We start from the raw sequence: 24705 nt of genomic DNA, 5'->3' as shown, positions 1-24705 counted from the left end.
GGTCTTCGATGCATTGCGTCGCGGGCCATTGCGCCTTGAAGGTTGCTTCAGTCTAGGCGATCAATGAGGAGTTTTCACTTGGGATTGGCGGGGGAATGCGGGGAGGGCACGTTGCCGTCTGCATCCGTGGGCGATTGCCGACCGCGAGAATGCCATGATGCCGAGTGCAACTGGGCTATCACCGCACCAGGTGCGGCGAATAACTTGCGCCTGCGGAGGAAGCAGCCCACAATCTCCGCATGAAAGGCGGAGATTACACCTACATCCGGCAGGCCAGTGACTGGCCAGGCTGGCACTACGACCTGGCGGCCCTGGCAGGGCCTATGGCCGAGGTTAGTCGCGCCCAAGGACTGCTGATGGGGCGCTTGGCTGATGTCGCCAAGGCTCTGCGCGATCAGGCGAGTCTCGCGGCGCTCACCGAGGACGTGGTCAAGACCAGCGAGATCGAGGGCGAACAGCTCGGCGTCGCATCCGTGCGTTCGTCCATCGCCCGCCGCTTGGGCGTGGACATCGGCGCACCAGCCCCGGTCGATCATCACGTTGAAGGCGTGGTTGAAATGGTGCTCGACGCGGCCGCCAATTGCCATGCACCGGTCACCCGGGAGCGATTGTTCGGCTGGCATGCCGCGCTGTTTCCCACCGGCTACTCCGGCCTTGCCCGGATCAAGGTCGGTGGCTGGCGTAACGACGCCAGCGGTCCGATGCAGGTGGTATCCGGGCCCATCGGCCGGCAACGTGTGCATTTCGAAGCGCCGCCAGCCAATCGCCTGGAAGCTGAAACAAGCCGATTTCTCGACTGGGTCAACGGTGCATCGAACGATCCAGCGCTGCTCAAGGCAGGCCTCGGCCATTTGTGGCTCGTCACCTTGCATCCGTTTGACGACGGCAACGGCCGTATAGCCCGTGCGATCGGCGACCTGCTGCTGGCGCGCGCCGATGGCAGCCCGCTGCGTTTCTATAGCCTGTCGGCGCAGATCCAGCGGGAGCGCAAGGCCTACCACGATATCCTGGAGCGGACCCAGACGCGGTCGATGGATGTCACCGAGTGGCTGGCATGGTTCCTCGATACGCTGCATCGCGCCGTCGATCAGGCGCAGGACACCCTTGATGCTGTGCTGGTCAAGACGCGATTCTGGCAACGCTGGGCGACCACGCCACTGAACGAGCGGCAATTGAAACTGCTCAACCGACTGCTCGATGGCTTCGAAGGCAAGCTCACCAGTTCCAAGTGGGCGGCGATCGTCAATTGCTCCCCAGACACCGCGCTGCGCGACATCACTGATCTGCTCGCACGTGGCGTACTGCGGAAATCGGATGCAGGCGGGCGCAGCACCAGCTATGCGTTGAACGACCTATCCGAGTAGGCACGCCTGCGACGGGGAGCAATGGATTCCAGTCGTCGAGCGCAGGCGTGCGATGCGCTGGATGCGCTTCGTCGGAGCACGAACCCCGCGCCGGTGGCACGGTACTACCGCCACAAATCAGTTGGGTTTCGGCGCCGTCGTGGGTCGAGACAACGCTCGCGCGGCACGATGGGCTTGCAGTTGCTGCGCCCGGTTCGCATCGGCCTGTGCCACGTGTCCCGCCGCCTGACCCGCCAGATCCACGCGCGCGGCACCTTCCACCAGGCAGGTCCAGTAGCGGGTGCCGCGGCACCAGGTCCGGATCGCGTCGCGCAATACCGGCTCCGTCAGGCCAAGTCCCTGCGCCTGCTGGACGAGATCCTCGAAGATGCCGATCTTGAGCGGCACCTTGGGCGCAGGATTCTTCGGAAAGGTTTGCGGGAAGCGCTTTTGCAGCTTCACGATGGCTTGCAGTACCGGATCGACGGGCTTAGTGGGCGCATTAGTGGGCTCATTAAGGGGCGCATTACCGGGCTCATTACCGGGCTTAGTCGGGCGGGCCGAAGCCTTCGGGGGCGCGCGGCGGTTCTTGGGCCGTGGCGCGGCCTTGGCTTGCTTTGCCAGTTGTTCCTTCAATGCCGCCAGTTGTTCGAAGCCCATCGCGTCCAGCCAATAAAAAAGAGCTGAGATTGTAGCAGTCCTTCGCGATTCGTTTTGTCACCCACGCCGCCGCTTGGCCTTGGACAACCGGGGAATCCCGGCCAGGGCCGCGCCTTACCCTTCGCGCGTCCACCCGATCCGGTGCCCTTCCTGCGTGGCCTCATGGCGGGCATCGTCTTCCGTATGTAAATACGGCACTCGTGGTGGCAATGGACGCGTGCCCAAAGTTGTCTCTTGCAAACCGCAGGTCCACCTGCTGGTCGGTTCCATGTGGATCCTCCTTGGCAAACTGCGACGATGTGGCGCATTCGACCTCAGCTTGAAGGAGGCTTGCGCTGCAAGCCATGGTACGTGTCCTGCCGAGGACGGGAGGCGACCATTCCATCTACACTTCACGGTGATCGAGCGGCAGTCGGCACCCAAACGCGCGGCAGCCCCAAAGCCGGCGTAATGCACCTGGAGGACGCGTCAGGATTTGCCGAGTGAGAGGATTTCGCTGGCGCTGACGATGGCGGCGGCGATCTCCTCGGTGGTCACACGCTTGCTCATGGCCTGATCGCGAATCAGGTCGTAGGCGGCCGCGTCGGAAATGCCGTGCGTGCGCATCAGGATGTTCTTGGCATCCGCGATCGCGCGTACGCCCTGCAGCTTGGATTCGAGCTTGCGCACCTTGCGTGCGCGCTCTTTCAACGCCCCGTCCACCTGCCGCGCGACGACGAGGGCCGACAGCAGGCCGAACGAGCGTACGGGCGACGGCAGCACCGCGCGCGAACCGATGCGCAGCACGGACTCCACGATGGTGGGATTCTCGTAGGTCACCACGGTGATGATGGCGGGCACATCGTCTCCCTTGAGCCAGTCATAGCCGGCCTCCATCGATTCCGGGCGCACCGCCAGGAATATCACGTCCACACCTTCCGGCAGCGCCGGCAATGGCGGCCAGAACGACTGCACCTGGCAGCCGATGCGCTGCAGTTGCTGGGTGAGCAGCTTGCCATCGCCGTCGTCCGGATGAAAGACCAGCACGCGCAGTGTGCGCAGGTCCTTCAGCAGGGTTGGTGTCGCGCGGATGGTCCGGCGTTGGCTGGGCGCGTCCACTTACAACTCCAGCGCGTTCAGCGTGGTGGTCCAGTCGCCGAGCGAGTGGGTCACCAGGTAGGGATCGGGATGCACGGCGCGGGTGGCTTCCCGCACGATGGTGAACTGGCCTTTGGAGTTGACCACGCCAATACGCGGATGCAGGCAGGTGTGATGGTTGTTGGCATCCACGCGGATGCGGCCCTGTGGCGCATCCAGCTCGCTGCCGAGGATATGCGGCAGGATGCGGACGATCTCGTCGTCGCCCGCTTTGGCGAAGGCATTGGCGAACAGGTGCACCTGGAAGTAGGCGGCTTCCCAGCACATATTGGGAACGGCGGCGTCGCCGAACTTGCCGCGGAATCGCTCCAGGCACTGCAGGTTGGTGGGCGACTGTATGGACTGGAAATAGGGCGCTGAAGTGAAGTGCCCTGCGGCCACGTCGTTGCCCATCTGGCTGATCTCCGCCTCCGAGGTGGTGAGGCTGGCGATCGGCATCTGCTTGGGGTTGAGGCCGGCATCCGCGTAGGCGCGGTAGAAGGCCGCGGCGGAGTCGCCCACCACGGTGGAGAAGATGAAATCCGGCTGTTTCTCGCGGATGTCCGCGAAGATCGGCGCGTAGTCGATCTCGGTCGCATCGAGCGGCACATAGCGCTCGCCGACCTTGTCGCTGCCCTGGCGTTGCAGCACCAGTTCGCCCATGATGCGGTTCGACTCATAGGGAAAGATGTAGTCGGAGCCGACCAGATACACCCGCGCGCCGAAGTTGGCTGTCATGAACTCCGCCAGTTGCACGCTGTTCTGGTTGGGTGCCGCGCCGGTGTAGATGATGTTGCTGGAGAACTCGAAGCCTTCATAGATGGTGGGGTAGAACAGCAGCTTGTTCCATTTCTCCACGATCGGCAGCACGGCCTTGCGGCTGCTTGACATATAGCAGCCGAAGATCACATTGACCCGGTCCTGCACGATCAGCCGCTCGGCCAGCTCGGCGTACACAGCCGGCTTGGACTGGGTGTCATAGGCCACGGGAACCACCTCGCGGCCGAGAATGCCGCCGGCTGTGTTGATCTCTTCAATGGCGAGCAGCGTGCCTTGCAGCTGCGACCGGCCGATGGTGGACGTGACGCCGCTCATCGAGAAGAGCACGCCGACGCGGATGGGGTCAGTAATCATGCGGATGGATTCCGGTGAGGTCACGGGCGGATGGCGCGCCCGGCGCGCGACGCGGGGAACGTCGAAAAAAGCCCGCGTCGGCGGACAAGACAATGGTTCGATTCTAATCCAAACTCCGGCGGACTAACGCTTGCACACGCGGGGAAATCGTACATTTCGGTGCCGGTCCGCCTACGCCGTAACGAGGCTCGCGTAGAGTGCCCCGAGCTGCCCGGGCAGCCCGTTCGCATCTCCCGCAACGCGCCACGCATCCGGCCCGAAGATGCGCCGCATATAGGCAGCGTCGCCGGCCTCGACGGCGATGCCGGCGGTCACGATGCCCGCGCGCCGCGCCTCGGTGGCCGCAGCCTGCGCGTCCTCGACCAGATAGCGGTCGTCGAAGATATCGATATCGGCCGGGGCGCCGTCGGTGACGACCACGATGGCGCTACGGTCGCCGGCATCCCGTCCGCGCCCTGCTTGCAACAGGGCTGCGGCATGCCGCAGCGCCGCGCCCATCCGTGTGGAGTAGCGGCCTGGCATGGCATGGATCGCCGCTTCCGCGGCCGCATCGAGCGGCGTATCGAAATCCAGCAGGCGGTAGTAGTTGACCGCATGGCGCGTGTCCGAGCAAAAGCCGTGAACGGCGATGCCGTGGCCTGCGGCTGTGGCGGCGCGGGCCAGCATCAGTGCGGCGTCTTTCTCCCGTTCGAGGATGGTTCGCGTGCCTGCGCGCGCATTGGTCGATGCCGACACGTCCAGCAGCAGCAACATGCGCAGGCTGTGCCTGCACGCGCCCGGACGGGTGAACACCCGATGCTCGGGAGTATGGCCGCGGCGGCGGTCGATCGCGTGCTCGATGGCAGCGTCCAGATCGAGGTCTTCGCCTTCAGGCTGGCGGCGCAGCCGCGCGTCGCGCGTCAGGTTGTGCCGGGCCGGCAGCTTCACGCGCGGCAGGCTGCCGGGAGCGCTGCCTGCCGTGTGCGGCATGGCAGGCGGCTCCCGCTCGATGACGGTAGCCCAATGCGAGCGCAGCACGCCGCTGCGATAGTCCAGTTCGGGATAGGTGGCACGTGACAGTTGCATCGCGTGCGCGCTATCTGGCGGCGGATCATGGCGGCCGTCCGCCGGCCTGGCGGCGGAATCGAGCGGTCCCGCCATCTCCAGGCCCTTCGCCCGCTCCGACGGCGGGTCCGGGTATTGCCAGAGAAACGTATTGTCGTCCCGGTAAGGCGCCGGCACCACGTACTGCTGTGGATGAAAGCGCACCCGCATCTGGCCAAGGTCATTGGCGAGAATCGAGCCGAGCGCGCGGAAGGCTGCGTAATCCTCGAGCGAACCGGAGAGCGCGTTGAACATCGTGCGCGCCTTGTTGATCCAATAGTTGTCGTCCTGATAATCCGGCGCCATCAGCGCGTAGTTCATCCGGGAAATCAGCGCGGCAAAAGACAGGCCGTGCGGCTCCAGGCTGCGTGCGAGCAGCGGCAGGCACCATGCCCGCGTGCCCGGAAACTCGCGGGCCAGCAGGTGCTCCACGCGTGCATCCTCGACAGCGGCGATCACCGCAAGGCTCATCGGCTTAAGCGTGCCCGTAGGCAACCCGGCTGGCGAGTAGCGCAGATGCGCCACCGCATGCGCGATCGCCGCGCGATAGAGCCGTGCAGGGTCGGTCGCGTCCAGTACGGTGTAGTCGGTCGGTAGCAGCAGGTGGGTGGGCGTGAGGATGGGCCTCAGCGGCGCGCCATCCAATGCTTCGACGGCATTCTCCTGCAGTTGCATCGGTCGCCCGGCAAGCGCCTCCGTGAGCACGGAGAGCGCCGGCAAAGCCTCGGCGAGACGCACTGCGTCCGCTTCATGGGCAAGCGCGGCACGGGCCAGCGGATCCTCGCCCTGGAAATAGCGCAAGCGTGCCGCTGGCTCGTTCGGGTAGCGACGCATGCCGGCCAGAAGCCAGCGACAGAATGCTTCCACCGGCAAGGCGCTCAGCAGCGCGGGGAGTCGGGCGGTCACGGCCTCCGCACTGCTCCGATCGAGATGCAGCAGGGAAACCAGCCAGCGCCGCGCGGTGATTTCATCGTTCGCGGCAAGGCTGGTTGAAGGACTGCCCGCCAACGTGCGGAATGCTACTTCAACCTGGTCCTCAGCGCCTGCGGCGGCGAAGACGGGATCGGGTGCAACACCGAAGACGGAGGCGTTCATGCGAAGTGCGCGTCGACAAGGTCGCGCAGCGCGGTGATCATCTCAGGGTCGTCCGTCAGCGCCTGCGTCAGCGTGGCTTCGCAGCTGGCTCGCGCCGATAGGCCGGCGCGCATCAGGACGGCCGTGTGGATCAGCATGCGGGTGGAAGCGCCTTCGTCCAGCCCGCGGTCCCTCAGGGCGCGCGTGCAGCGTCCCAGCTTGACGAGTCGCAGGGCAAGCGCCTGCTTGATGCCGCCTTCCATGGCGACGATCGCGGCTTCAGCGGCTTCGTCGGGATAGTCGAAATGCATGGCCACGAAGCGTTGCCGCGTGGACGGCTTCATGTCTTTCGAGCGGCTCTGGTAGCCCGGGTTGTAGGACACCACCAACTGGAAGTCCGGATGCGCGCGCACGACTTCGCCGCGCTTGTCGAGCGGCAGGATCCGGCGTGCATCGGTGAGCGGATGGATCACCACCGTGGTGTCCTGGCGCGCCTCCACCACTTCGTCCAGGTAGCAGATCGCGCCCTCGCGCACTGCCGTCGTCAACGGGCCGTCGTGCCAGGTGGTGCCGTGCGCGTCGAGCAGGAAGCGCCCGACCAGGTCGGATGCCGTCATGTCCTCGTTGCAGGCCACGGTGATCAGCGGCCGGCGCAGCTTCCATGCCATGTATTCGACAAAACGCGTCTTGCCGCAACCGGTCGGCCCCTTGAGAACCGTCGGAAGCCGGTGCGCATAGGCGTGTTCGAAGAGTGCGACCTCATCGCCGATGGCGCGATAGTAAGGGGCTTCGGGCAGGCGATAGGAATCGATATGGGAGAGCACTGTACGGATCATCCTTGGCGGTGTGCGGGCCGCCGCGCCTTCGCGGCGGCCAGGGGGAGGGCGATTTAGCGGTGTTCCGCTGCCTCGTGCGGGATGCCTTCGATCGGGCATTCCGGCGTGCCCAGCGTGCTGCGCGTCAGCGCTTCCACCTGCTTGCGCGTGCCGTCGGGATCGTTGACCCACTTGCCGTAGAACTCGAACGGACATACGGCCACGCCAAGCGCGCCTTCGCCGGAATTGAGCTTGCCGGTATAGCCGCGATGCAGCAGCTTGAAGAGGTGATTATTCGACTGCATGTTCTTGCGCGCATCGCGGATCAGGCTGATCGACAGCTCGCCGTAGTTGATGCCCATTTCCTCCGTGCCGCACTCGCCCAGCGCGCGGCCGTCGAAGCCGATGATCGAGGAGCCGCCGAAGTAGGAGTAGACGCCGTCGAAGCCCGTGGCATTGGCCACCGCCACGTAGCTGTTGTTCATCCACGCCATGGTCTTGGCCACCATCGCCTGCTGCTCCTTGGCCGGGTACATATAGCCCTGGCAGCGCACGATCAGCTCCGCGCCGCGCATGGCGCAGTCACGCCAGATTTCCGGATAGTTGCCGTCGTCGCAGATGATCAGGCTGATCTTCAGCCCCTTGGGTCCTTCCGACACATAGGTGCAGTCGCCCGGGTACCAGCCTTCGATTGGCGCCCACGGCATGATCTTGCGGTACTTCTGCACGATCTCGCCATGGTTGTTCATCAGGATCAGCGTGTTGTACGGGGCCTTGTTGGGGTGTTCCTCGTGGCGCTCGCCGGTGAGCGAGAACACGCCCCACACATTGGCCTTGCGGCACGCCGCAGCGAAGATCTCCGTTTCTTCGCCGGGGATGGTGGCCGCGGTCTCGTACATCTCCTTGGCGTCGTACATGATGCCGTGCGTCGAGTACTCGGGGAAGATGACGAGGTCCATGCCCGGCAGCCCCTGCTTCATGCCGACCAGCATGTCGGCGATCTTGCGTGCGTTGTCGATGACTTCCGCCTTGGTGTGCAGGCGCGGCATCTTGTAGTTGACGACGGCAACGCCGACGCAATCCTTGGTGCTTCCGATATCTCCATGTCGCATGGCTGAACTCCTGGTTCGAGGGGGTGAGTGAGGTGATGCCGCTGTTTTGGCTGGTCTGTGATGCCGATCCGAAAGACAAACGAAAAAAGCCCGAGCCGGTGTGAACCGGATCGGGCTTTTTTTGCCTTGCAGCTCTGCTGGCGATATTGGCAGCGAGCGCGAAATGTAGAGGACGTTCTTGTCCTGGACGGAGTTATAGCACACGCAATTTTTTTTGCGCAAGGTTTTTTGCGATAGCGTCCGAGGCCGTCAAAAACCGTGCGCGCGATGCGTCATGCTGCACCATCCCTGTGCGGAAATCGCGCCGAAACGGGGATACGTACCGCACTTCAGGGGTGCAAACGCACGGGTTCCTACCTGACCTATGCCCCGATAACGCTCTTTGCAAAGCCATTGCTATCCTGAATAACGCACGAGCGGGCGCGACTTGCAGGCCGAGCGGAAGGCGCCGGCAGCGTCGGCGAGCCTCCGTGGCGAAGGTCGCGGGCACGGCTCTTGCGGAAGGCTGCATGCGCAGGGATGCGGCAAGCGACTTCGCTTCCCTGCACGAAGTACATCGATCGCCGGTGGGACAACAGCGTCCCGTACGGCTATGGCTAGAGAAGCCCGACAACCAGGTACGCCCTGGCTGTCGGGCTTTTTTTTTGTTTTTTGAAGAGGAGCCCCTATGACAAACACGAGACGCGACTTCATCAAGACCACGTTTGCCACGGCGATCGCTACCGCGCTGCCTGGCGCCACCCTGCTGGGCCCACGCGCAGCCAGTGCCGCGGAGCCCGTCAAGGTGGGCATCCTGCATTCGCTCACCGGCACCATCGCCATCGCCGAGGCGCATGTGGTGGATGCCGAGAAAATGGCCATCGACGAGATCAATGCCAGCGGTGGCGTACTCGGCCGGCCGGTGGTGCCAGTGGTGCAGGACGGTGCCAGCGACTGGCCAACTTTTGCCGAGAAAGCGCAGAAGCTCCTGCAGAGCGACAAGGTGGCCGCCACCTTCGGGTGCTATACGTCGGCATCGCGCAAGGCGGTGCTGCCGGTGTTCGAACGCTATAACGGCCTGCTGTACTACCCAACGTACTACGAGGGCCTCGAGATGTCGAAGAACATCCTCTACACCGGGCAGGAGGCCACGCAGTCAGTGATTCCGGCGGTGAACTGGCTCGCGCAGAACAAGGGCAAGAAGTTCTACCTGATCGGCTCCGACTATATCTGGCCGCGCACCACCAACCGCATCGCGCGGCCCACCATCGCCAAGTCCGGCGGCACCGTGGTCGGCGAGGACTATCTGCCGCTGGGCAACGTGGAGTTTTCCTCCCTGATCAACAAGATCAAGGCGGCCAAGCCGGACGTCATTCTCTCCACCATCGTCGGCGGCTCGAACGTGGCGCTGTTCAAGCAGCTCAATGCGGTGGGCATCGACGGCAAGAACACCACCATCCTTGCGCTCGCCGTCACCGAGGAGGAAGCCATCGGCATTGGCCGCGAAACCCTGGTTGGCGTGCATTCCTGCATGGGCTATTTCCAGAGCGTGACGAACGCTCGCAACCAGAAGTTCGTCGCCGCCTTCAAGGCGAAGTACGGACAGGACCGCGTGGTCGGCGACACCATGGAGGCCGCCTACACCGCCGTGCACATGTGGAAGCTGGCGGCAGAGAAAGCCGGCAGCGTCGATCCGCAGAAGGTGATCGCCGCGTCGGCTGGCCTGGCCTGGGACGCACCCGAAGGCGGCGTGCGCTTCCACCCGTCCAACCACCATCTGCTCAAGCATGCGCGCATCGGCCTGTTCAAGCCGGACGGCCAGGTGCAGCTGGTGTACGAGTCGCCGCTGATCGAGCCGAATCCCTTTCCAAAGCTGTAACGACTGCGGCCTTTCGAACCACGGACGTGCGCACGGCGCGCGTCCGGCTTCCAGTGGGATTCTTCCAATGACTGCCGATACCTTACTGACCCAGGTCTTCAACGGCCTGTCGCTGTTCACCGTGCTTGCGCTGATGGCCATCGGGCTGGCGATCGTGTTCGGCCTGATGGGCGTCATCAATATGGCGCACGGCGAACTGATGGCGCTTGGCGCGTACATGACCTACCTCACGTCGTTGGGGTTCGCACGCTATCTGCCAGCGATGATGGGCGCGTATTTCATCGTGGGGCTGGCCGTGGCCTTCCTCGTCACCGCCGCCGCGGGCTATGTGCTCGAGCGCGTGATGATCCGCCATCTCTACCAGCGGCCGCTCGACACAATGCTGGCCACCTGGGGCCTGTCCCTGATCCTGCAACAGGCATACCGGCAGGTTTTCGGCCCGATCGATGTCAGCGTGCCAACGGTGGCCTGGCTGCGCGGCGCATGGAACCCTGCGGCCGATATCGCGATTCCGCTGAACCGGCTGTTCATCATTGCGCTGACCCTGGCCGTGGCCGTCGCCGTCTACCTCTTCCTGTTCCGTAGCCGCTGGGGCCTGCGCATCCGCGCGGTCATGCAGAACCGCGCCATGGCCGGCGCGGCGGGCATCAATACGGAGCGGGTCGATGCGGTGACCTTTGCCGTGGGCTGCGGGCTGGCCGGCGTGGCAGGTTGCGCGCTGACAATGCTGGCGTCCACGGGGCCCATGACCGGGCAGCAGTACATCGTCGACACCTTCATCGTGGTGGTGTTCGGCGGCATCGAGAGCCTGCTCGGCACTTTCCTCTCGGCATTCGCGATCGGGCAGTTGCAGTCGCTTTTCGAACTGGGGCTGAGCGCTTCGATGGCCAAGGCCGCGATCCTCATGCTGGTCATCGTGGCGCTGTACTACCGGCCGAACGGCCTGTTCGCCCTGAAGGTACGCCGGTAGCCATTCCGCTACGCAAGAACCGTTTCTAGAAAGGTAGTCGCCAGATCATGGAACATATCCCCTATTCACCGGACGGCACGGCCGCGCACGCGCGCACCGCCACGCATGCGGACATGAGCCGCGCCGCCGGCCGGCTCGAACGCTTGGCCTTGCCGGTCCTTGCACTGCTGCTGCTGGTTGCCATTCCGGCCGCATCGGACACCTTCCGGCTCGGCCTGTTCGGCAAATACCTGTGCTTCGCCTTCTGCGCTGCAGGGCTGGTGCTCGCCTGGGGCTATGGCGGCATCCTGAGCCTGGGGCAGGGCATCTTCTTCGGACTGGGCAGCTATATGATGGCCATGTTCATGAAGCTGGAAGCCACCTCGGCCGATCCCGCCGCAGCCGTATTCGGCGCTGGCGGACCGCCCGTGCCGGACTTCATGACGTGGAACAGCATCGATACGCTGCCCTGGTGGTGGACGCCGTTCCAGCATGTGTCCTTCACCCTGGCGGCGATCCTGATCCTGCCGGCGGCACTGGCCTTCGTGCTCGCCTACGCCAACTTCCGAAAACGGGTGGGCGGCGTATATTTCTCCATCGTCACGCTGGCGCTTGCCGCCATCGCCTCGATTGTCATCATCGGGCAGCAAGGTTACACGGGTGGCATCAACGGCATCACCAACCTGCCTGCCTTCATGGGCTACAGCGTGCAGAGCGATCAGGCCGTGCATGTGCTTTATTACCTCAGCGCCTGCCTGTTGCTGCTGGCCTTGCTGGCAGGCCGCTTCATCTTGCGCAGCCGCCTCGGCCGCGTATTGGTCGCCATCCGCGACCGCGAGGACCGGGTGCGGTTCTCGGGCTACGACCCGGCGCTCTTCGAGGGCTTTATCTTCGCCGTGGCGGCGCTGCTGTCGGCGATCGGCGGTGCGCTGTTCACGCTCCAGGTTGGCTTTGCTTCGCCATCGGTCTGCGGCATCGTGCCATCGATCGAGATGGTGATCTACGCCGCCGTGGGCGGGCGGTTGTCCCTGGTTGGCGCGGTATATGGCGCCCTGTTCGTCGGGGTGGCCAAAAGCTATCTCTCCGAGCACTTCGTCGGCTTCTGGGTCTACATGGTGGGGGCGCTGTTCATCCTGGTGCCCATGTACCTTCCCTCGGGTCTGGCCGGCGTGCTGGACCGCTTCGCACGCAATGATAGAGATGCACCATGAGCGAACCGATTCTCGAAGTACAAGGGCTTGGCGTTTCCTTCGATGGCTTCAAGGCCGTCGACAACCTGGATTTTCGCGTCGAGGAGAATGAGCTGCGCGTGGTGATCGGCCCCAACGGCGCGGGCAAGACCACGCTGCTTGACATGATCTGCGGCAAGACCAAGCCTACCTCCGGGACCATCGCCTTTCGCGGGCATGAGCTGCAGCGTATGCTCGACTACCAGATCACGCGGGCGGGAGTGGGGCGAAAGTTCCAGAACCCGCTGGTCTACGAGGACTTGACCGTCGCCGAGAACCTGGAGATCTCGTATCCGAAGAAACGGGACCTGTTCGGCAGCCTGTTCTTCCGGCGCGGCGAGGACGTGCGCGACGCGATCCTGCGGGTGGCGGAAATGATCTTCCTGTCCGACCAGCTACGGCGCAAAGCGGCGCTGCTTTCCCACGGCCAGAAGCAATGGCTGGAGATCGGCATGCTGCTGATGCAGGATCCCCAGCTGATGCTGCTGGACGAACCCGTCGCGGGCATGAGCGCCCACGAGCGCGAGCAGACCGGCCTGCTGCTGCGCAGGATCGCGCAGGGACGCTCGGTGATCGTTATCGAGCACGACATGGAATTCGTGCGCGCCGTGGCGCACAAGGTCACAGTGCTGCACCAGGGCAAGCGGCTTGCCGAAGGCAGCATGGACGAGGTGCAGAACGATCCTCGCGTCATCGAAGTCTATCTGGGGCATTGACCATGCTGAACATCGAGCATCTGAACGTGTTTTACGGCCAAAGCCACGTCCTCCACGATTTGTCCTTCGACGTGGCGCCGGGCGAGACAGTGGCCGTCATGGGCCGCAATGGCATGGGCAAGACCACACTGCTCAAGACGCTGATCGGCATGCTGCCCGCGCGCGGCGGCAGCATCCGGCTGGGCGGGCGTGAACTGGCCGGCAGGAAAAGCTACGAGCGCGTGGCGGCCGGGCTTGCCTTCGTGCCGCAGGGGCGCATGATCTTTCCGTACCTGACGGTGGAGGAAAACATCCTGGCCGGCATGGACCGCGCGCAGCGGCCCAGCGTGCCGGACTATATCTTCGAGTCGTTTCCCGTGCTGGCGGAAATGCGGGCCCGGCGCGGGGGGAACCTGTCCGGCGGGCAACAGCAGCAACTTGCCATCGCACGGGCACTGGTGTCCGAGCCCCGCGTGCTGATCCTCGACGAACCTACCGAAGGGATTCAGCCGTCGATCATCAAGGATATTGCGCGCGGCCTGAACCGGCTGAAGAAGGAGAGGAACTTCGCGCTGGTCGTGTCCGAGCAAGTTCTGTCGTTCACGATGGAGATTTCCGACCGCTTCCTGATTATCGAGAAGGGGCGCTTTGTGGATAGTGCGCGGCGGGAGAGCGTCGATGTGGAACGCATCATGCGGTATCTGACGATCTGAACCGCGCGTCCGCCACCGCGGAAAACTGAAGGATCCTCACGGGCTTCGCCGTAACGCCTGCCACAAATGGTGAACCGGGTGCAGAGGTTCGTCCGTCCAGCCCATGGACTATGCGCCCAGTAGCCTGCGAGCAAGCACTGACTGCATATCCCGACGACCATCGGCGATCAGGTAAACGACGACCTGACTGCCGGTGATGCGGTATATCACACGATAGGGTTTGAACAAAGTCTGGCGGTATTCTTTGATGCCCAGTGCGACCAGCTCTTTGGGGTAGCTGCCACGCTCCGGAAACCGCGACAGACTCTCGACGACTTCCATCAACTGGTCCAACACGTAATTGGCGTTGGCAACAGAGTCGAAATCTGAGATGTAGTCGTGAATGGACTCCAAGTCCTGCTCGGCACCCTCGGTGAGCAGGACTTCGAACTTGGCTTTAGTGCCTGCCATCAGCCGACTGCTCGCTTGGCACGCAGACGGGTGACGACATCAGCCACTGGCTTGACCTTGCCTGCCGCCACGTCCTGATTGCCCAGCGCCAGGATCTTGAGCAATGCCAGCGTTTCCTGGGTTTCCTCGAACGAGGCCACATCCTGCAGGACTGCCTTGGCCTCGCCATTTTGCGTGATGACCAAAGGCTGACGCTGCTCGACCAGGTTAGCAAGTACCTCGGCCGCGTTGGCCTTGAGGTAGCTGATCGGCTTCACTTGAGATGAGTAGCGCATGGCCCTCCTCCTGATGACGTTTAGATAGGACTAAATATAGTCTTTTTTTGGACTCATGGCAAGGCGCATGCACTGACATCACCTCTGTCGCTGAGGAGTTCCTGAAGGCGGGGGCGGGAGTGGAATGGCGCCACCGGGAATTGGTTTCGTCAGTGTGTTGCCGTTGTTGCCGGTCACCTTCCTGATGTCCATGTAAGTGGCTGCAACGCCAACTGCAAGCCCGGCGGCATCCGGAGGGGTAAACATTTCCCCTCCGATGCTGCCTGCTATGTTGTACCGCACCTGGAAGTCTTCTCCGGCGTGCGCCGTCATGCTGGCAAGGCAAGGGATTGCCGCGATGGAAAGGCAATGAACAGAAGTCTGCAACACAAGGGTCTCCGCATTGTTATTGACGTGGCGTAAAGGAAGCCCCGCCCGCCGGCGCCATGAACTGGAGCCAGAAGGTTGGTTATTTGTCTGCGGGGCGACGGGTGCTTCAGGCGGCCTTGGGGTGGCGCATGTCGAGGCGTAGCTGTGGCGGATCGATCAGATCAAGGGCGCGCTGGAGGATGTGCTCGGCCTGAGAGGCCGGGCCTTCGGCGAGCACGCATCGATCCGGGCGGACCACTACCAACCAGTCGAGCGGGGCCACGCGGGGCAACACGACCTCGTCCAGTGCTTCCAGGCGCCGGCCTTTGGGCGCGAGATGCTGCGCTTGCGCACGCTGGCACCATTGCCACACCTTGCCGCCAGCGAGGGACCAGCGCACCATGAGCTCAGACGACAGGCGCGTCGCGGGGTCGAAGCCGAATCCGATGACTGCCCACTCAAGCCCCAGGCACTCGTCGCTGAGTGTCGGGATTCCGCTTTCTGCCGGCCGGACCCAGCCCTGTGGAAAACTCGAACCGGCACGCAATTTCTCGGTGCCGGGCACGCGCACGAACAGGCCTTTGTCGAACGTATTTGCGGGCTTGACTTTCAGGTCCGCGAACCAGGCACGGCCGCGCGGCAGCAACCTTATGGCGCTCATGCACCCGTGTACGGCGAGTGCTGCTGCCCGGTTGCGTGGCATGACAAGTGCCCCAAGAAAGCGCGCCAGGTTGATGATCTTTCTCGCGTGAGGCCGGCGTTCCTGGTCATAGCTGTCGAGAATCTGCTCGCCCGCCTGGCCGCGTAGCACCCACGCCAGCTTCCACCCAAGGTTTGCCACGTCCCGCAGGCCGGCCACCAATCCTTGCCCGGCAAAAGGGGGCGTAATGTGAGCGGCATCACCGGCCAGAAAACATCGACCTTTCGAGAATGACTTGGCTTCTCGTGCATGAAATCGATATACCGCAGTGCGTTCGACCTGGATCTTGTCTACATCGCACCACGGCGCGAGCAGCTTGCGCACCGATTCAGGCCGCTCCATTTCCGCAGCGAGTTCCCCCGGCTTCAACATGAATTCCCAGCGCTGGCGGCCCCCTGGCGCGACCATATGCGGCGTGGGCCGTGCCGGGTCGCAGAGAAACTCGCAATGGTCGATGGGATTGGGTACGCCAAGTGCGTCGACGATCAGCCAGTCCTGCTGGAATGTGCGGCCCTCGAAGTCAAGCCCCAGCGCATGCCGGACCAGTGAACCTGCGCCATCGATTCCCACCATGTACTTCGCCCTGACCTGCAGGTCGGGCGAGCCAGCCGATTTCACGACGGCATGCACATGGTGACCATCATCGACGAAGGACTGGAGTTCAGCCCCGAGGCGAACGTCCACGGTGCGGTACGCTGACAGCTTCTTGCGTAGCACCGCCTCCAGCTCCGGCTGGTAGAACGTGACGAGCATCGGATGGCCGTCGACAATTCTCGCGCTGTTGATGCGAGCAAAGCGGCCGAACAGTGGCGAGCGGTATTGCACCTTCGGAATCGCCACCGTGGCGAATTCGCCCTCCGCTACGCCCACGAGCTGCAGAATGCGCAGAGCCTCGTTGTCCAGCGCGATCGCGCGCGGTTTGGCAAAGATCTCCGTGGCGCGGTCGATGGCCAGGACGCGGACCCCGTAGCGGCCAAGCAGGTTGGCCAGCGCGGCCCCAACCGGCCCAAGTCCGACAAGCAGGACATCCGTATCGAGCAGGTTCCCGTGCGGGGCCTTCGCGGTGTCCGTCATCATTGCTCCTGCCATGCGGGGATCACGGGATAGCGGGCTACCAATGCCATCGCCGTCTCGCGTGACGCGACCGGACCGGAGATATCGGCCACGGCGCCGCGCTCGGGGCACAGCCGGGCCTTGACGCGGGTGTCGGACATGCCATGCTCGGCAAGCGCCGCCCGGAGGACGTGCTCGATGGTGAGCAGCCGCAAGTCTGGCTTGGAGACCTTGCCGACGGCAGTAAGGGGCAGTGTCGGCATGAATTCGATGCGCACCGGCACCGCCGCACGTTCAGGAATCCTCTCCCGCGCGTATTCCATCAACGCTTCGCTGCAAGCCTGTGCACCTGGCCTGAGTACCGCGAAGGCCACCGGCAATTCGCCCGCATGGATGTCCGGCTGCCCGACTGCAGCGACCATGGCGACCGCGGGGTGTGCGGCGATCGCATCCTCGATCATCGACGGATCGACGTTATGGCCGCCACGGATAATCAGGTCTTTCGCGCGGCCGCACAGCGTGAGAGCGCCGTCCGCGTCAAGGCGGCCCAGGTCGCCCGTATTGAACCATCCGCCCGCGATCCAGATGCCGCGGTTGTCGGCTTCCCTTAGGTAACCGGGAAACACATTGGGGCCGCGTACGCCAATTACGCCGGTCGTACCAGCTTCGGCAAGTTCGGCGGCCCTGCCGTCTGCGCGTAGCTTGAATAGCTTCAATTCCTGATACGGAATGCGGATGCCAACCGTACCGGCCTTGGGCGCGGCTTTTGGCGGGTTGACGGTCGATACGCAACTACCTTCCGTCAGGCCATATCCCTCGTGGATGCGTACGCCGGTGAGCTTTTCAAACTCGTGTGCGACCTGACTGGGTAGCGGCGCGGCACCACAGAGAACGTGGCGCAAGGTCGGGATCCCGTCCACAGGCAAAGGTCTGGACAGCAGCGCCGCCAGGATGGTTGGCACGGCGGAAAACGTGGTGGCCCCAAATCGGTTGGCAATCTCCCAGAAGGCGTCCAGCAGGCCCGGCGTCCGATACCCGCCAGCGGTCAGCATGACGATCTCCGAACCACTATGAAGCGCGCCGAGTCCGGTCACCATGGCGCCATTGACGTGGAAAAGGGGCAACCCCGCCAGCATCACGTTGCGCCGGTCATCGATCCGTTGCAGGACCCATGCCATCACGGCTTCGTTCAGGTGACTGTGCACGGCCACCTTGGGATACCCGGTGGTGCCACCCGTATGAAAATAGGCGCACGGCTCGGTGGGCGTGAAGCGCCGCCCGCTGATCAGCCGCGTGCTGTCGGATTCGGCCAGCGCGTCGTGGAAGTCAAGCACTTGCACGCCGGGACGTGCCGGCAACTTGCCGCGCGGGGTGTGGCCGCCGGAGCAGATACGCCCCCCCAGTGCGGCCGTCGGGTCAACCTGCAGGATCGTATGGACCCCAGGCAGCCGGTCAGCGACTTCCACGGCCTTTTCCCAGATATTCCCGTCCGTCGTGGGCCCCAGGGCGATGACCACCCTGGCCCCCGTCTCTTCGCAGATACGGGCAATGAAGCTGGATTCCAGCATCGGGTTGATTGGGCTGGCAATGCCGGCAGCTTGCGCGCCCCATAGCGCCAGGTGGCCCTCGATCAGGTTCGGTAACAGGATGGCAACTGGCACGCCCGGCGCGACACCCAGGCGGTGGAGTGTATTGGCGGTGCGATGGATGCCCTCCAGCAAATCGGCAAAACGGACGTCGCGCGTCGGCGCGGAGGCGCTGCCGTCCAACAGCAGCCGCAGGGCCACGCGTTCCGACCAGCGCTCGCAAGCGGTCCGTAATACCGTGTAAGTGTTTGTGGCGTGGATCACGTCCTGCCAGGGCGTCCGTTCGATCTGTTCCACGTCCTCCAGTCGCCTGACGACATCTGGCATGGGGTTGATTGCAAGGCTACTCATAAGACTTCACTCTCATTCCAAAAACTGCGATGGGATGGCACGTGTTTTGTCGCCAGCCGGCGTGGTCGTCATGCCGGGGCGATAACGGTGGTCTGCTCACCCAGGTCGATGGTGCCGTCATCCGTGCGAATCGAGGCCCGGATGCTGTCGCCGGGCCGAAGGTAGGCGGGATTGGTCATGCCGCGGCGCACAAACATGCGCCATTTTCCGGCGTCGCTGAGAAGATGTTTCGCCATGAACATGGCCAGCTTGCCCGGCGCGCGCGCCGCGCAACCGGCAGGCGTACCGGTGGCGATCAGGTCGCCCGCGTGAACGTCGTGCATGGATGCCAGTTCCGTCAGGGTCGAGGCCGGCGCGTGGATCATGTCGGCGCAGTAGGCGTCCTGCCGGGGCTGTCCGTTGACATCGAGGCGCATCCGCAGTGTCGGCCAGCGTTGCCATTCATCCGGCGTCAGCAATACGAGTCCAGGGCCGACCGGGCCAAAGCCGCGATAGCTCTTGCCCTTGTAGAACTGACCCTGCGGCAACTGCACGTCACGCGCCGAAAGGTCATTGACGATGGTCACGCCAGCAAGCCAATCACCGAGAGCGTCGGGGCCGATCTTCGCACCAGGCTGCAAGTTCCGCCGCAGCACCAGCCCCAGTTCGATCTCGTAGTCGAGCAGCTTGACGTGGGGTGGGGAGATAACCGGGGCATCCGCGGCCGTGATGCATGAGGACGCCTTCGTAAAGATCGTGTTGAAGGGAAAATCCTCGACACGCAGGCCGGATTCCATGACGTGGCTGCGGTAGTTGACCCCCTGGCAGAGGAATTGCTGGTTCTGCGTGACGGGAGCCAGAAGCTCGACGGCCTCGCGCTGTATCGACGCCTGCGCCGCCGGCACTTGCCAGATGCTTTGCCAGTGTTTGGCAAGCAACTCGCCTGTGGTCGCGGCGTTGACCTGCAACGGCGCGATGCGTGCGCCAAAGAGAATGCCCCATTGCGGGCCATCCGTATGGATGTAGCGAATTACGGTACGAGACATGACACTTCCTAGGGAATTGCTTGGTTCTAAAGCCAGGGCCTGGCGGGTGCGCCCAGCGCTGTCTGGATCAGCTTGAGCCGCGCCGGCGCAATCGCCTTGCGCCGTACCAGCCTCAGCACCTTCAGCACATTGCGCAAAGTCTTTCTTGGTTTCATGGAAGCCGGTGCGTCGGCGCCCCAGGCCCAGATGCCGCTGAATTCAAGCGGCGAGTAAGCGGTTTCGAAATCCGCGGTGAACAGATCCCCGTCGGTGTAGTGCTCCAGCTCGAAACCGTCCGGATCGCGCCAGTAGTCGAACAACTGGCTTCCCAGCAAGTGCCGCCCGATGCCCCACACGTGCGAATGGCCTTGCGCACGCAGCACCTGTTGACCTTGCCCGAGCGCATCGAGATCGATGACTTCGTACGCGCTGTGCTCGTATTTCTCTTCGATGCCACCCACCAGTACGAGGGTGTGGTGTTCGGCTGGCGCCTGCCCAAGGTCGAGCCGGCAGAAGGCCAGGTTGGGACTGCCATCCGCGAGGTACTGCACATCGGTCGGAATGACGCCGAGTACGGTCATGTACCACGCCGCCATGGCGGCAAAGTCCACGGTTTGAAATACAACATGACCCAGCCGCACAATGCTGGCCGGCTCAATCGGGGTGCGAACGGTGCGGTTGACTCGCGGCGCATGTTGCGCCGTGTTGGTCAATGTCATGGGCGGGCGCATGGGCAAGGGTTCGACACGCTGCGTGCCTTGCACGAGCCAGACACTGCGCCCGGAAGGATCGAATAGCTCGACACCGCGCCCGCCTCCGGGAATCTGCTGTTCGGACAACCACTTGGCGTCAAAGCGATCGACGTACCGATTCAAGTCGGTATCGTCCGACATGCGAAAGGCGGGCCCGACGAAGCGGCTCACCGCCGAACGTTCGGCCACCGCAATGCAGGGAGCCGTCCCGACGCCACGGGCCGTGAGCCGCTCAGGCGAGTCGCTGGCCACGTGCAAGCCGAAATCGCGCCAGAAGCGCTCGGTCGCTGCCAGGTCCTTCTTTTCCCAGCGAAGGAACGCCAGTTCCACGGCTCTACCGAACGGCTTTGGGCGAGTGAGCCGTTGCACGCCAGGTGGCAGCCGGCTCTCCGGGTAAGACTCCGTCTGGCGGAGCATTACAGTCGATTTGGGCATGAGGTCTTCAACCGCTGAGCGGTCCGTTTGTGATTGTCTTGGATCGACGCCGTGCGCGCAGCTGCTGCCAAGGAGGCGCCACGGCGCTTGCGACGTCGGAACGCGAGGTCAAGCGACCTCGTTCATGGGCGTGATAATAGTATAGCTGTCATAATGACGGATACATCGTTAACACCTAGATGGTGCGTCAAGGTGGGCTGGTCGTGCGCAATGTGCGGGGCGTTTTACGTCTAGCGGCCAAGGGATTGCACGCCGGCTGCAATATGAGCCGTAGTTGCCACAAGGACCTCCTGATACACATTGGTGGCCACGCCGTCTGGCTGCCCGGGCGCGGGCACCTTTGTTTCGGTGCAAACCTGTTCGTTGAGCGACACTTTCGGTAACCTGTATCTTGCGACGGGCGGTCATTACGCTTCTAATGAGTTCGTGGCAGGCGAAGGCTGTCAGAGGGCGATATGCGCTGCACAAAATGCGGGTTCGAGAACCCCGTGGGAGGAAAATTCTGCGAGGAGTGCGGGCGAAGGCTTGCGCCGGTCTGCCCGCAATGCGGCCATGAGTCCGGCCCCACAGCAAAGTTCTGCGGTTCCTGCGGCGCGCCCATGACGGCGCTGGCCGCAACGCCGGTCGCTGCCGCAGTGCCAATGCCGGCTGTCCCCGCACCGGTTTTTTACACGCCGCGCCATCTTGCCGAACGCATCCTCGCCGAGCAGGCCGCGATGGAGGCCAGGGGACAGGCTGCCGGCGAACGCAAGACCATTACGGCGCTGTTTGCGGACATGGCCGGCTCGACCGCCTTGATCCAGGACCTGGACCCCGAAGAAGCACGCGGGCTGATCGACCCCGTGATCGTGCTGATGATGGAGGCCGTGCATCACTACGAGGGATACGTTGCCAAATCCCTGGGCGACGGCATCCTGGCGCTGTTCGGCGCACCGATCGCCCACGAGGACCACCCCTTGCGGGCGTTGTACGCGGCGCTGCGCATGCAGGAAATGATGCGCCGCCATGGTGAGCGGTTCCGTCTGGAGCAGGGTGTCCCGCTGCAGATCCGGGTCGGCATCCATACCGGCGAAGTGGTGGTGCGCTCGATCCGCAAGGATGACTTGCGCGCGGACTACGACCCGGTGGGGCACACGATCCATATCGCTTCCCGGATGGAAGGCGTCGCAACACCGTCGTCGATCCTCGTCAGCGAATCGACCCATAAGCTGACCGAGGGGTACTTCGAGTTCAAGACCCTCGGGACCACGCACGTAAAGGGCGTTCGGGAGCCGCTTGCGGTCTATGAGGTACTCGGGCTTGGCGCATTGCGCACGCGCCTGCAAGTGGCGGCGCATCGCGGTCTGGCGCGGTTCGTCGGCCGTCAGGCCGAATTGGAGCGCTTGCATGAGGCGTCGGAGTCGGCCAAGGCGGGGCAAGGGCAGATCGTCGGGGTGGTGGGCGAGGCGGGTGTTGGCAAGTCGCGTCTGTTCCACGAATTCAAGGCACGCTCGAAGCAGGGCTGCATGGTGCTCGAAACCTTCTCGGTTTCGCATGGCAAGGCGTTTCCCTATCTGCCTTTGATCGACTTGCTGAGAAACTACTTTCAGATCACCGCGCAGGATGACGAACGGCTGTGTCGTGAGAAAGTCACCGGCAAGTTGCTGAACCTGGATCGCGCACTGGAGGACCATCTTCCCTATCTGCTTTACCTGCTCGATATCAGCGAAGCGGGCTCGGCGCTGCCCACGATGGACGCCACCATCCGGCGCCAGCGTACCTTCGAAGCCATTGCACGGCTACTGGTGCGTGAGAGCCAGAATCAGCCGCTGATGGTCTTGTTCGAAGACTTGCAATGGCTGGACAGCGAGACCGAGGCCTTTCTCGATATCCTCATCGAGCATGTGCCGGGCACCAGCTTGCTTCTGCTCGTCAACTACCGCCCGGAATACGCGCATGACTGGGGCGGGAAACTTTACTACACCCAATTGCAACTGGAACCGCTGGGGCAAGCGGAGGCACAGGGCCTGCTCACGGCCCTGCTGGGAGACCATCCCTCGCTCATGTCCCTGAAACTGCTTATCCGGGCGAAGACGGAGGGCAACCCGTTCTTTATGGAGGAAGTCGTCAAGACGCTGGCCGAGGAGAGCGTCTTGCTTGGCCAGCCCGGCAGCTACCGGATCGAGAACGCCCCTTTGTCACTTCATATTCCGACGACAGTGCAGGGCGTGCTTGCCGCTCGTATCGACCGGCTTCCCGTCGCCCAGAAGGACTTGCTGCAGACCCTTGCGATCATCAGCAAAGAGTTTCCCTTAAGTTTGATCCAGCATGTCACCGCGCAATCGGAAGAGGAACTGCGCCCGCTTCTGGGGGATCTCCAGGCCGGCGATTTCGTTTACGAGCGTCCCGCATTCCCGGAAGTGGAGTACGCTTTCAAACACGCGCTTACCCAGGAGGTGGCCGCCAACTCCCTGCTGACCGGTCAGCGCAGTGCGCTGCATGAACGCACGGCCCGGGCCATCGAGACACTGTTTCCAGGCCGGCTGAAGGACTATTGCAGCGAACTGGCTCACCATTACAGCAAGAGTGGCAATGTGCCGAAGGCCATCGAATACCTGCATCTGGCGGCCCAGCAGGCCTTGCAACGTTCAGCACAGCTCGAAGCGATCCATCATCTCAGCGCGGCCCTCGAACTGCTCAAGTCCGTGGCAAATTCCCCCGAACGCGCACGCGAGGAACTCACCCTGCTCCATAGCCTCGGTCCTGCCTGGATGGCCGCTCGAGGCTATGGTGCGCCAGAGGTGGAGGAGACCTACACACGTGCATTAGCCTTGTGCGAACAGGGCGGGGAATTACCACAGATCTTCTCTGCGCAGTTGGGACTGTGGTCGTTTTATCTATTGCGTGCGCAACTCAGTACGGCACACGCCCTGGCGCAGCGGCTGCTCGGTCTCGCGCAGGATAAACAAGATCCGGAACAACTCGCGGAGGCGCACCGCATTCTCGGCGCCACCTTGTTCCGGCTGGGCGAGATCAGGATGGCCCGGACCCACATGGAGCAGGCGCTGGCACTGCACCGCCCCGATCGGCAAACATACAGCAAACTTCTACGTTATGCGCCGAACCTCGCCCTTCATATCCGGAGCACATTGAGCTGGACGCTCTGGTTTCTGGGCTTGCCGGACCAGTCGCGCGCGCGCAGCGAGGAAGCGCTGGCGCTGGCCAGAAAGTCCTCTGATCCGTTCGGCCTTGCCTTGTGCCTGATCTTCGCGGCCGAATTGCACCAGTACCGCGGCGAAGTGCAAATGGCGCGGGAGTATGCAGACGCCGCCATCGCGCTTTCGAGCGAACAGGGGTTCCCCCTCTATCTGGGTTGGGGAACGATCCTGCGCGGCTGGGCGCTGGCCGAGCAGGGTAGTCATGCGGAGGGCATCGCGCAAATACATCAAGGCCTCCGCGCCCATGAAGCCACCGGAGCGGCATTGGGTCGGCCGAGGCTTCTGGCACTGCTCGCCAATGCTTATGGAAAGGCAGGACAAGCCGAGGCAGGGCTTGGTGTGCTGACTGAGGCGCTGGCTCTGGTGACGAACACGGGCGAGCGGTTCGCTGAGCCGATTCTGCTTCGGCTCAAGGGGGAACTGATTCTGACGTTATCTGGCGACGAAGCCGGCCCGTCCACCAGGGCCAAAGAAGCGGAAGCCTGTTTTCAGGCGGCAATTGCCATTGCGCATGACCAGGGCGCCAGGTCAGTCGAGCTGAAAGGCGCGCTGAGCGTGGCCCGGTTATGGCAACGCTGCGGCAAGACGGATGCTGCGCGCTCGATCCTGGCTGGCATTCATGGCACGTTCACCGAGGGATTCGAGACCGTCGACTGGCAAGATGCCAAAGTCCTGTTGGAAGAGCTGACGTAAGCGGCCTGACCAGGCTCGCGGAGGCGTCCGCCGACGACAAGCGGCTGCCTTTGGATCGATGCAGGTCCCTCAGGCGCTTG

19 protein-coding genes and 1 pseudogene are annotated in these 24705 nt (G+C 63.5%); 7 read left to right on the top strand and 13 right to left on the bottom strand.

Features of this window, described 5'->3' with window-relative positions:
- The first annotated feature begins 239 nt into the window (after positions 1-239).
- Entirely contained in the window at positions 240-1364 is a 1125-nt protein-coding gene (locus AC1DQ3_RS07850) for a Fic family protein (protein ID WP_477119615.1), read from the top strand.
- A 117-nt stretch (positions 1365-1481) separates the two neighbouring features.
- Here AC1DQ3_RS07850 and AC1DQ3_RS07845 read toward each other — a convergent pair whose 3' ends face one another.
- From AC1DQ3_RS07845 to AC1DQ3_RS07815, 7 genes and pseudogenes are all read right to left on the bottom strand, one after another.
- Positions 1482-2003 (bottom strand): ProQ/FinO family protein, encoded by a 522-nt coding sequence (locus tag AC1DQ3_RS07845; protein ID WP_477119614.1) that lies wholly within the window; start codon positions 2001-2003, stop codon positions 1482-1484.
- Between the two features lie 114 nt (positions 2004-2117).
- Positions 2118-2274: pseudogene (locus tag AC1DQ3_RS07840) on the bottom strand (tyrosine-type recombinase/integrase); the annotation flags it as partial.
- Between the two features lie 197 nt (positions 2275-2471).
- Positions 2472-3101 carry an ANTAR domain-containing response regulator gene (locus AC1DQ3_RS07835; protein WP_477119613.1) on the bottom strand — a complete coding sequence of 210 codons (630 nt, stop codon included), beginning with the start codon at positions 3099-3101 and terminating at the stop codon, positions 2472-2474.
- Positions 3102-4253, bottom strand: a complete 1152-nt coding sequence (locus AC1DQ3_RS07830; protein WP_477119612.1) for a transporter substrate-binding domain-containing protein — start codon at positions 4251-4253, stop codon at positions 3102-3104.
- Positions 4254-4424: 171 nt separating this feature from the next.
- The gene (locus AC1DQ3_RS07825) at positions 4425-6431 is read right to left on the bottom strand and encodes a nitric oxide reductase activation protein NorD (RefSeq protein WP_477119611.1); all 2007 of its coding nucleotides are present in this window, start codon (positions 6429-6431) and stop codon (positions 4425-4427) included.
- Positions 6428-7246 (bottom strand): AAA family ATPase, encoded by an 819-nt coding sequence (locus AC1DQ3_RS07820; RefSeq protein ID WP_477119610.1) that lies wholly within the window; start codon positions 7244-7246, stop codon positions 6428-6430. The genes AC1DQ3_RS07825 and AC1DQ3_RS07820 overlap by 4 nt, the downstream gene beginning before the upstream one ends.
- A gap of 53 nt (positions 7247-7299) precedes the next feature.
- Entirely contained in the window at positions 7300-8337 is a 1038-nt protein-coding gene (locus tag AC1DQ3_RS07815; protein WP_477119609.1) for an aliphatic amidase, read from the bottom strand.
- A gap of 667 nt (positions 8338-9004) precedes the next feature.
- On the opposite strand from AC1DQ3_RS07815, the gene urtA reads away from it, so the two are divergent.
- The 5 genes from urtA to urtE all read left to right on the top strand — a co-directional run bounded on the left by urtA (position 9005) and on the right by urtE (position 13781).
- Positions 9005-10195 carry an urea ABC transporter substrate-binding protein gene (gene urtA, locus AC1DQ3_RS07810; protein ID WP_477119608.1) on the top strand — a complete coding sequence of 397 codons (1191 nt, stop codon included), beginning with the start codon at positions 9005-9007 and terminating at the stop codon, positions 10193-10195.
- Between the two features lie 67 nt (positions 10196-10262).
- Positions 10263-11165: an urea ABC transporter permease subunit UrtB gene (gene urtB, locus AC1DQ3_RS07805; RefSeq protein ID WP_477119607.1), complete on the top strand. Its 903-nt coding sequence runs from the start codon at positions 10263-10265 to the stop codon at positions 11163-11165.
- Positions 11166-11212: 47 nt separating this feature from the next.
- Positions 11213-12355, top strand: a complete 1143-nt coding sequence (urtC, locus tag AC1DQ3_RS07800) for an urea ABC transporter permease subunit UrtC (protein ID WP_477119606.1) — start codon at positions 11213-11215, stop codon at positions 12353-12355.
- Complete coding sequence (urtD, locus tag AC1DQ3_RS07795; protein WP_477119605.1) at positions 12352-13089, top strand: urea ABC transporter ATP-binding protein UrtD; 738 nt, start codon at positions 12352-12354, stop codon at positions 13087-13089. The genes urtC and urtD overlap by 4 nt, the downstream gene beginning before the upstream one ends.
- 2 nt (positions 13090-13091) lie before the next feature.
- The gene (urtE, locus tag AC1DQ3_RS07790) at positions 13092-13781 is read left to right on the top strand and encodes an urea ABC transporter ATP-binding subunit UrtE (protein ID WP_477119604.1); all 690 of its coding nucleotides are present in this window, start codon (positions 13092-13094) and stop codon (positions 13779-13781) included.
- Positions 13782-13889: 108 nt separating this feature from the next.
- Here the strand turns inward: urtE and AC1DQ3_RS07785 are convergent, their stop codons facing one another.
- The 6 genes from AC1DQ3_RS07785 to AC1DQ3_RS07760 all read right to left on the bottom strand — a co-directional run bounded on the left by AC1DQ3_RS07785 (position 13890) and on the right by AC1DQ3_RS07760 (position 20735).
- On the bottom strand, positions 13890-14231 hold the full coding sequence (locus tag AC1DQ3_RS07785; protein WP_477119603.1) for a type II toxin-antitoxin system RelE/ParE family toxin: 342 nt from the start codon (positions 14229-14231) through the stop codon (positions 13890-13892).
- Positions 14231-14506, bottom strand: coding sequence for a type II toxin-antitoxin system Phd/YefM family antitoxin (locus AC1DQ3_RS07780; protein ID WP_477119602.1), 276 nt, complete (start codon positions 14504-14506; stop codon positions 14231-14233). The genes AC1DQ3_RS07785 and AC1DQ3_RS07780 overlap by 1 nt, the downstream gene beginning before the upstream one ends.
- 475 nt (positions 14507-14981) lie before the next feature.
- Entirely contained in the window at positions 14982-16631 is a 1650-nt protein-coding gene (locus tag AC1DQ3_RS07775) for a bifunctional 3-(3-hydroxy-phenyl)propionate/3-hydroxycinnamic acid hydroxylase (protein WP_477119601.1), read from the bottom strand.
- Entirely contained in the window at positions 16628-18544 is a 1917-nt protein-coding gene (locus AC1DQ3_RS07770) for an acyl-CoA synthetase (RefSeq protein ID WP_477119600.1), read from the bottom strand. The genes AC1DQ3_RS07775 and AC1DQ3_RS07770 overlap by 4 nt, the downstream gene beginning before the upstream one ends.
- 68 nt (positions 18545-18612) lie before the next feature.
- Positions 18613-19491 carry a fumarylacetoacetate hydrolase family protein gene (locus AC1DQ3_RS07765; protein ID WP_477119599.1) on the bottom strand — a complete coding sequence of 293 codons (879 nt, stop codon included), beginning with the start codon at positions 19489-19491 and terminating at the stop codon, positions 18613-18615.
- Between the two features lie 104 nt (positions 19492-19595).
- The gene (locus AC1DQ3_RS07760; RefSeq protein WP_477119598.1) at positions 19596-20735 is read right to left on the bottom strand and encodes a VOC family protein; all 1140 of its coding nucleotides are present in this window, start codon (positions 20733-20735) and stop codon (positions 19596-19598) included.
- A gap of 455 nt (positions 20736-21190) precedes the next feature.
- On the opposite strand from AC1DQ3_RS07760, the gene AC1DQ3_RS07755 reads away from it, so the two are divergent.
- Positions 21191-24625: an adenylate/guanylate cyclase domain-containing protein gene (locus AC1DQ3_RS07755; RefSeq protein WP_477119597.1), complete on the top strand. Its 3435-nt coding sequence runs from the start codon at positions 21191-21193 to the stop codon at positions 24623-24625.
- Positions 24626-24705 lie beyond the last annotated feature (80 nt).

The organism is Cupriavidus sp. 01T418, from assembly GCF_056398885.1.
This window is presented reverse-complemented; position numbering and strand designations above follow the sequence as displayed.

Coding starts and splice junctions, on each gene's coding strand:
- AC1DQ3_RS07850 (WP_477119615.1), top strand. CDS start 240: ATGAAAGGCGGAGATTACACCTACATCCGGCAGGCCAGTGACTGGCCA.
- AC1DQ3_RS07845 (WP_477119614.1), bottom strand. CDS start 2,003: ATGGGCTTCGAACAACTGGCGGCATTGAAGGAACAACTGGCAAAGCAA.
- AC1DQ3_RS07830 (WP_477119612.1), bottom strand. CDS start 4,253: ATGATTACTGACCCCATCCGCGTCGGCGTGCTCTTCTCGATGAGCGGC.
- AC1DQ3_RS07825 (WP_477119611.1), bottom strand. CDS start 6,431: ATGAACGCCTCCGTCTTCGGTGTTGCACCCGATCCCGTCTTCGCCGCC.
- AC1DQ3_RS07820 (WP_477119610.1), bottom strand. CDS start 7,246: ATGATCCGTACAGTGCTCTCCCATATCGATTCCTATCGCCTGCCCGAA.
- AC1DQ3_RS07815 (WP_477119609.1), bottom strand. CDS start 8,337: ATGCGACATGGAGATATCGGAAGCACCAAGGATTGCGTCGGCGTTGCC.
- urtA (WP_477119608.1), top strand. CDS start 9,005: ATGACAAACACGAGACGCGACTTCATCAAGACCACGTTTGCCACGGCG.
- urtB (WP_477119607.1), top strand. CDS start 10,263: ATGACTGCCGATACCTTACTGACCCAGGTCTTCAACGGCCTGTCGCTG.
- urtC (WP_477119606.1), top strand. CDS start 11,213: ATGGAACATATCCCCTATTCACCGGACGGCACGGCCGCGCACGCGCGC.
- urtD (WP_477119605.1), top strand. CDS start 12,352: ATGAGCGAACCGATTCTCGAAGTACAAGGGCTTGGCGTTTCCTTCGAT.
- urtE (WP_477119604.1), top strand. CDS start 13,092: ATGCTGAACATCGAGCATCTGAACGTGTTTTACGGCCAAAGCCACGTC.
- AC1DQ3_RS07785 (WP_477119603.1), bottom strand. CDS start 14,231: ATGGCAGGCACTAAAGCCAAGTTCGAAGTCCTGCTCACCGAGGGTGCC.
- AC1DQ3_RS07780 (WP_477119602.1), bottom strand. CDS start 14,506: ATGCGCTACTCATCTCAAGTGAAGCCGATCAGCTACCTCAAGGCCAAC.
- AC1DQ3_RS07775 (WP_477119601.1), bottom strand. CDS start 16,631: ATGATGACGGACACCGCGAAGGCCCCGCACGGGAACCTGCTCGATACG.
- AC1DQ3_RS07770 (WP_477119600.1), bottom strand. CDS start 18,544: ATGAGTAGCCTTGCAATCAACCCCATGCCAGATGTCGTCAGGCGACTG.
- AC1DQ3_RS07760 (WP_477119598.1), bottom strand. CDS start 20,735: ATGCCCAAATCGACTGTAATGCTCCGCCAGACGGAGTCTTACCCGGAG.
- AC1DQ3_RS07755 (WP_477119597.1), top strand. CDS start 21,191: ATGCGCTGCACAAAATGCGGGTTCGAGAACCCCGTGGGAGGAAAATTC.